This is a genomic window from Rhizorhabdus sp., assembly GCF_018006725.1.
Classification (GTDB): Bacteria; Pseudomonadota; Alphaproteobacteria; order Sphingomonadales; family Sphingomonadaceae; genus Rhizorhabdus.
The window spans coordinates 1-7,207 of sequence record NZ_JAGMXV010000230.1; the positions used below are offsets into that span (position 1 = coordinate 1).

At 65.1% G+C, this 7,207-nt stretch carries 5 protein-coding genes; all 5 read right to left on the reverse strand.

The window, feature by feature from the left end; all coding sequences use genetic code 11:
- A partial coding sequence (locus tag KAY22_RS22115) for a conjugal transfer protein TraG N-terminal domain-containing protein (protein ID WP_296625350.1) occupies positions 1 to 2,555 on the reverse strand: 2,555 nt, incomplete at its 3' end.
- A 24-nt stretch (positions 2,556 to 2,579) separates the two neighbouring features.
- Positions 2,580 to 4,022, reverse strand: coding sequence for a conjugal transfer protein TraH (locus tag KAY22_RS22120; protein WP_296625351.1), 1,443 nt, complete (start codon positions 4,020 to 4,022; stop codon positions 2,580 to 2,582).
- The gene (gene traF, locus KAY22_RS22125) at positions 4,022 to 4,930 is read right to left on the reverse strand and encodes a conjugal transfer protein TraF (protein ID WP_024310614.1); all 909 of its coding nucleotides are present in this window, start codon (positions 4,928 to 4,930) and stop codon (positions 4,022 to 4,024) included. The genes KAY22_RS22120 and traF overlap by 1 nt, the downstream gene beginning before the upstream one ends.
- A 1-nt stretch (position 4,931) precedes the next feature.
- Positions 4,932 to 5,339 (reverse strand): hypothetical protein, encoded by a 408-nt coding sequence (locus KAY22_RS22130; protein ID WP_037447140.1) that lies wholly within the window; start codon positions 5,337 to 5,339, stop codon positions 4,932 to 4,934.
- Positions 5,336 to 7,207: conjugal transfer protein TraN (locus KAY22_RS22135; protein ID WP_296625352.1), on the reverse strand; the 1,872-nt coding region annotated here is incomplete at its 5' end. The genes KAY22_RS22135 and KAY22_RS22130, both read right to left, overlap by 4 nt.

The window sequence follows — 7,207 nt, forward strand, 5'->3', positions numbered from 1 at the left end:
CCGGCTGCGCGCTGGTTGCCCCATTGGTCTACCGCACCCGGGGTCGCCGATGCGGGGCCATGCAACTGCCCCGACAGACGCTCAGGCACGCTTACACCCAGTGCATCGCGGACCGATGCAACGCGGCGCTCCATGAACTCACCCAGCAGGATATCGCGCACCTGTTCCTGTTGCGGCGTGCGCGGCATGACCATGCCGGGCGTCCACCCGAACTGCGACAGCGTGTCGTCGCCGAGCAGGCGCTCCTGGGCATACACGACAAACTCCTGGCTCTCGTTCCGGTTGAGCGACCAGCCCCGGGCCGAAGACTCCCTCACATCGTTGCTGACCCGCTGGAACGTCTCTTCAGCGCGGGTCGCTTCGAGCGACGCCGAGCGAGACTCCCCAACGCTGACGCCAAGCTTCTGCGAGAGCGACCGAACCTCGCTGTCCCCACTCGTGCTGGTTTCGCGCATGAACTCGTCGCGCGCCGCACGCGCCTGTGTGGTGTTGGTCTCTCTGGAGACATAATCCCGTAACTCACTATAGGCTTGGTCCCCGGTTATCGTTCGACCCGTATTTTCGTTCGCGAGGGAGGCAAGCTTCAAACCTAAGCCGGCTTTACCAGTGATCCCCCATTTCTTCCCGAGAACCGAAAGTCCTGCATCGGCGTCACCCGTCATTTGCGAAGACCGAGAGATAGCTTGGCTGTCGGCCTCTGTTAAACCGAACCTCTGCGAAATGTTTGTCGAAAGCGATCGAGATGCCTCAGTCATCCTCGAAACACTGTTGTTGAATCCGGACCCGGTTTCGGTCGAACTGCCCCGCCGATGCTCAGCGGCCGTCAACAGATCCGTCGCCGTCGTCGCCGTCGCGTTCCAGGATTGCGATGCCGCGCTGCGGAGCGACTGGGTGTGCGTCTGCCCGTCCGAGAGCGCGCGGCTCATGCTGCTGTCGAACCCGGCGGTCCGCGTCGGCGTGAACGCGAGGTTCGAGATGCCCTGGCGCGTATCGAACGCGTTGGTCCCGTCCGCGAAGCCGTATGTCACCCCGCCATCGGCGTTCGTGAACGTGCCGACCGAATAGCCCGAATTGAACTTGGGCTGATCGTCGAACTTGTTCGCCTGGGTCATGCCCGACGTGAGGTTCTGGAACGAGGTGTTGCCATACGAATAGTTGCCGGTCGTGCGCTCGGTCGCCGCCTGCTCGGCCGCGCTGTGCGCCGGCTGCAGCATCGAGGTGGCGTGTCCCGCAATCGCCATCGCGCCGCGCGCCATGCCGCCGGCGATGAACGGCACGCTCATCATCAGGAAGCCCGCGAGCGTCGAGATCGATTCATTGACGCTCGCCATGCCGTCCGAGACCAGCAGCGTCGGCCCGATCGGCGCCGCCGCATGGTAGAGGCTCGCCGCCCTGCTCATCACGAACATGTGCAGGATGACGTAGAGCGGCCCCCAGGAGGCGAGGTAGAAGAACCCGGTCGCATAGCCCTTCAGCGTCTGCAGGCCGGTCCTGGGGAACAGGAACAGCGGGAAGAGCACCGGGAACATCGCGTAGAATACGACCGTCAGGACGATGCCGAGGAGCGGCACCCAGGTCATCGCCTGCGTCGCGATTGAGGTATAGGTGTTCTTGGCCTGCGCGTCCGCGCGCTGCGACGCATAGGCGTCCCACCCCGCATCGGAGAAGCTCTCGCGCGCGGCCAGGAACGCGTCGATCATCGAGATCTGCTTGAGGTACGAATAGGCATCGGTCGAGGTGCCGTGCATCTGTGCCGCGACCACCGGCAGGTCATCGCGGATGCGCTGGGCCGCGATCGTGTCGGCGATGCCGGGATAGGCGTTCCTGGCGAACGGGATCAGATCCTTGTCGTAGGCGGTCTGCCACTGGGCATCCATGCGCGAATAGGCTTCGTTGCACGGGATGATCGAGTTTTCGGTGGTGCCGGGGCCTGTCGAGGTGATCCACCGCTGGCTGCGCGCCGGCGACCCCGGCCCGATCGATTCCCACAGATTGCTGGTCTTGGTGAGATCGTCCATCGCCTTGAACCCGAGCAGCACGTCATAGAAGGTGCATTGCTTCAGGTGTTCGTCGAGGTTCGCGCGGAACACGCTGTCCGTGATCTGGAAGGTGCGCGCCTTGTCCATCAGCCGCGCGCCGTAGATCATGCCGTTGTTGGTCAGCGCGAGCGCGTTGGGCATGACGAACACGGTCTCGGCCGAGCGCGTCATCCAGTCGCCGACCTGGCTCGTGAACGAGGCCATCACGCCAAGGCCCAGCGGCACGTTGTCGACCACCGAGGGCGCGAGCGCGGGGTTAATCCGGTCGGTCACCTTCACCGTGACGGTCGGGACCATCAGCATCATGTAGATGAGCGTCGACTGGAGGAACCAGTTGAACCACGCCCGCCAGTCGAGCGAGAAGGCGACGACGAACAGCGAGTAGATGAAGCCCATCACCATCACGACCTGGAGCATCGAGCGGTAGCCCCCGCCCCCGGTCCATGCCGCGACCGCGTTGAAGACGTTGACGATATATTCGCCCCCGCCGATCGTGAAGACTTCGAGCCCGCCCATCGCCGTCGCTCCCTTGCCGCCGTGTTACCGCAAGCCCTGCGCGCTGAGGCCGCGTCCGAACCGGAGCGAAGCCGACAACTGCGGGCTCATGGTGTTCTTGAGGGTGGATTCCATGAACTGGGTGTATTGGATCACCCGGTAGGTATTGGAGATCTGCCCGGCCATCTTCTCGCTGCGCCGCGACAGCTCGGTCTTCACGCTGTCGACCTGGGCGCGCCACGCCTTGAACTCGTCGGTCGAGACGAACTTTGCGCCCGCCTGCGCCTGCGAGATCGTGTCCAGCATCCGGTCGAGCATCGACATCAACATGTCGATCGCGACCATCTCGGCGAGGGTCGCGCGATCGCCGCCCGACAGGCCCATGTGCGCCGCCTCGTTGACGACGAGGATCTTGTAGAGCGGGATCGAGGTCATCCCGAGCAGCGCGATCTCGTCACCCGACAGCGCGGCGTTGGAGCGGATCTTGCCCGACATGCTGTCCATCGCCTTGAGGACGCGCGTACGCAGCGCCACGTTGGTCGAGATGCTTAGCTTGGTGGGCGTGGGCTTCAGACACCCCTTGTCGTCGGTCGTGTCGCACTGCCACACGTCGGTCGGCGCCGAGGCGGTGCCGTCGAGCAGCGCCTGATAGGTGTCCCAGCTGGCCGGCGCGATGAACTGGAACGCGCCCATGCTGTCTTTCGCCTTCGTCGCGTCATAAATGATCGTGCCGACCATCGTCATGAGGAACTCGGCATATTCCCGGGACGGTTTGGTTGCGCTCTTGGCGTTCAGTGCATACCAGGTGTAATTCTTCGACTGGACCAGCTCGGCGTCGTCGCCGGCACGCGCGATCGTATCCTCACGCTCGCCCTTGTTGGTGCAGCCGTGGCGCGCCGCGGCCGCGTCGGAGAAGAAGCCCTTCGCCCCGCCGACCTGCTGGCAGATCGTCGAGGACGCCCCGTCCATCGCCGGCCACAGCGAGCCGACCGCCTGCTGCGCCGCCTCGCAGGAGGACATGTTGAACGCGTTCAGCTGCTGCACGCGCTGGCTCATGTCCTTCATCACCCCGCCGATCTGCGCGGAGATGCTGTCGATCGCGAGCTGGAAGGCGAAGCCGATCGCGTTGTTGGCGGTCGCCTTGAGCATCGCCACGATCTCGTCGGCGTTGATGAACGAGAATGACCCCGCGAACAGGTCGATGCCACCGCAGCCGCCGCGCGCGCTGGGGAGCGCGACGCTGACCGGGTTGATCGACTTCTGCGGAAAGCGGCTCCACAGCGAACCACCCGAGTAATAGCCCGCCGACTGCCCCTGGAAGGCGGTCGGGCCGGTCACGTTCGCGGCCGCGCCCGACTTGTTGAAATAGCTGTTCATCTCGCCCTGGACGTCGGCCATCGCCGGCGTCGCGACGAGACCGCCAAGCGCGAGGATCATGCTGGCCTGCGCGAGAACCGCGGCGCAGAAGCGGACGATCGAGCGGACCATCAGAAGTCACTCCCGGGCTTGACGCTGGTCAGTGTGAAGATGCGGTTCATCACTTCGTCGGCCGCCATCACGCCGTAGCCGATCGGCATGGGCTGCTTGGTGACAGTGTCGAACAGCACAAGCGCGGGCACCTGCTGGCCGCGCATGCCCATCGCCTTGTACTGGCCGGTGTCGACCGTATAGTTCGGGAAGGCGCGGGTCGGCCCGCCATCGAGCGAGATTGCCATGACGGTCAGGCCGAAGCGATCCGACACACTGCGCATGATCGGCCCGAAGGTTTCGCACGCAGCACAGGCCGACGAGTAGAAATAGAACACGCCGTACCGCTGGGAGATCTGCGACAACACGCGCTCGCGATCGGCGTTGCGCGTGTCGAGCCAGGTTCGCTTGCCCAGCTGGCTGACGGGGCGCTGGAGCGTGTAGTCGAGGTCGGGGTTCTGCCACACCGTGCGCTGCCACATGTCGGCGAACGACGAGGCGCGATCGAGCTGCTCGCGCTGGAAGGCGATATAGTGGCTGATGTTCTCGGGCGTCGGCTCGAGGATCGCCCGCGCCTTCAACTCCTCCAGCTGTTTCGAGATCGCCGCAAGCTGCTCGGCCGACGACCGCGCGGGCTGCGCCGACCGCTGCTCGGCGGGCTTGGCTTTGGGCTTGTCGCAGTAGAACCAGGTGCCGAGCCGCCGTTCGCGGCAGTAGAAGTCGTCGCCGGTCTGCGCCGCGACGCGGTCGGCCGATCCGAGATCGTCCGCGCTGCCATAGCTATCCTGACCGCCATCGCGGCCGTCGTCACCGGCATCGCGGGTGGACGACACCGAATCCGGCAGCGGCGTCAGCTCCTGCGCCGTCGCCGGCGTCAGCACGGGCGATGCGACCGAGAGGATGAGAGCGAGGGTCAGGGCCTTGCGCATGTCAGTCGTCCTTCTTCTTCTGCTTTTCGCGATCTTCCTGTTCGCGGCGGGTGAGGTAGGATTTGAGCGTTCCGAGGAGCGACGGCTCCTTGAGCGACACGAGCTGCGCCATGTCGTCGGCGAGGATGCGGAACAGGTTGCCGTACACCCCGATGATGAGGTTGCGGGCGTGCCGGCGCGGGTAGAGCGTCTCGCCCCGGCGCAGGATGAGGTTGGCGCGGATCAGCCGCGCGATCGTCGGTTCGAGATCGGCCACGCACAGCTTCGTATCGAACCAGCTGTCGAGCGTCGGGATAAGGAACCCGGCCGGGTGCGGTCCGGCGCGCAGGAGCGCGATCAGGACCGCAAATTCCGCGACCGACAGGTCGGGAAAGGGACGATGGTCCGACAGTTGCGTCACGCCGGTCATTTGCTCTTCTTCGCGTCGTAATAGGCCTTGATCCGCTCCTGGATCTGGCGCGAGGTTTCGATCTCGTCGGGCAGCTTCGCGGCGTCGACGAACTCGGCATAGACCTCGGTGAAATCCATCACCGACAGGTCGAGCCGCGAGAATTCGTCGAGCGTGAACCCCTTGCAGGTTTCCTTCTTGGCGCTGCCCCACGGCTTGTTGATCTGCGGGCGACCCTGTTCCTGCAGGATGCGCGACAGCTTGCTCTCGAAGCAGCAATAGGCCGTCTTCTTGGAGGTGCAGATGCCCAGCACCTTGTCCGAGCAATATTCGCCCAGCTTGTGGCACATCCCCATCCGGTCCTGCACGTCGAGCAGCTTCTCGTCGTTCGAGCACATGAACATCGTCAGGAACGGCGTCGCGAGCGCGGCGATCGCCACCGGCCCGCCCGCGATCGCGGCCGCGCCGGCAGCGGTCGTGATGAGGCCCGAGGCCTTGCCCGCGCAGCAGTTGACCAGTCCGAACACCGGCTTGTGGCAGGTCTGCCGCTTGCCCGAGAACAGCGTCAGCGTATCGGGATCGAACTCGGCATTGGCCTGGCCCAGCGCGTGCAGCCCGACCACGGCGTCCTTGAACTCAGTCGACGCCTCGCGCTCGACCGGTTCGCATTCGCCGTCGATGCAATAGACGTCATCACCGCAGATATATTGCTTGGGACCGGTCGAAGGCGGCGTCGGGACCGGGCATTTGTAGACCTTCGTCGTGACCTGGCACGGACCGGACTGCGGATCGTCGAGGCACTCGTCACGCAGGAAGGTGCATTTCCCGCCGTTCTCCAGATCGCTGCAATCGGACGCCTGGGTGATGCGCTGACAGGTGAACGGCCGCGACCACGCCCAGCACGATGCCGTGACCGACACACCGTCAATGATCCGCGTCTCAGGCCCCTCGGTGCAGACCTCCGGTCCCGTCGCGGTGCAGGCGGTGTCGGCCACCAGCGCCGGACAGCTTCCCTCGTTGCGCTTTAGCGTGATCTCGCGCGTACCTTCCTTCCTGAGATACACTGTGCCGGTCGCGTAATTCTGGTGCGCCGGGATCTCCGCCTGGGGGATTTCGGCCGAGCACGAATAAAGCTGCGCGGTGGTGCGCATTGAGGACAGGCTCTTGCACCAGCGACGATAGTCTTCGACGTTGCCGCCGCCCGCCCCCAATTCGATCTGCGCATCGCAGATATGCGGCGTCCCCGCCTCGACCCGGCAAATGCCGGCACTGACCTTGGCCTGCATCACGCTGTTGCGGGCGAACCCGTTGCCCTCGTTCTGGTCGCGCACGCCGTAGTAGAAGTACCGCAATGTATCGACGATTACCGGGTCCATCCTGCCCGTGCAGGTCGCCGGGGTTTCCTCGAGCTTCGCGCCTTTGTTGCAGGTCGCCTCGTAATAATCGGTGGTGCCATTGGGTGGCAGCGGCTTGCAGCTGCTTTCCGTGCCGCCCACCGACTGACCGGCGAGATAGCTGTTCGGGTCCTTCTCGACGTCCTGCGCGCGCGTGAGATCGCCGGCAGGCACAGTCACGACTTTGCGGCCCGGATCGGTGACGAGCTGCCACGCCTCGTTCGCGCCAGCGGCCGACCCGCCGGCCGCGATCAGCGCATCGGGATCATCGGCATAGGCTTCGCCGGGCTGCGTGCCGCTGCTGAAGCCCGGGATGGTCGAGGGCAGATCGGTAGAGGAGATGATGCCGCCCGAAGCCTGGCGTGCCGGGGTCGCCAGTGCCTTCGCCGCGGCGCGTGCCGCCGCCATGTCCCCTTTGGGATAGGTGTAGGTCGAACTGCTCGACTGCGCGCTCGGCTCGGCCGCGACAGCATTGCTCGACGCTGCGGGCTGAAC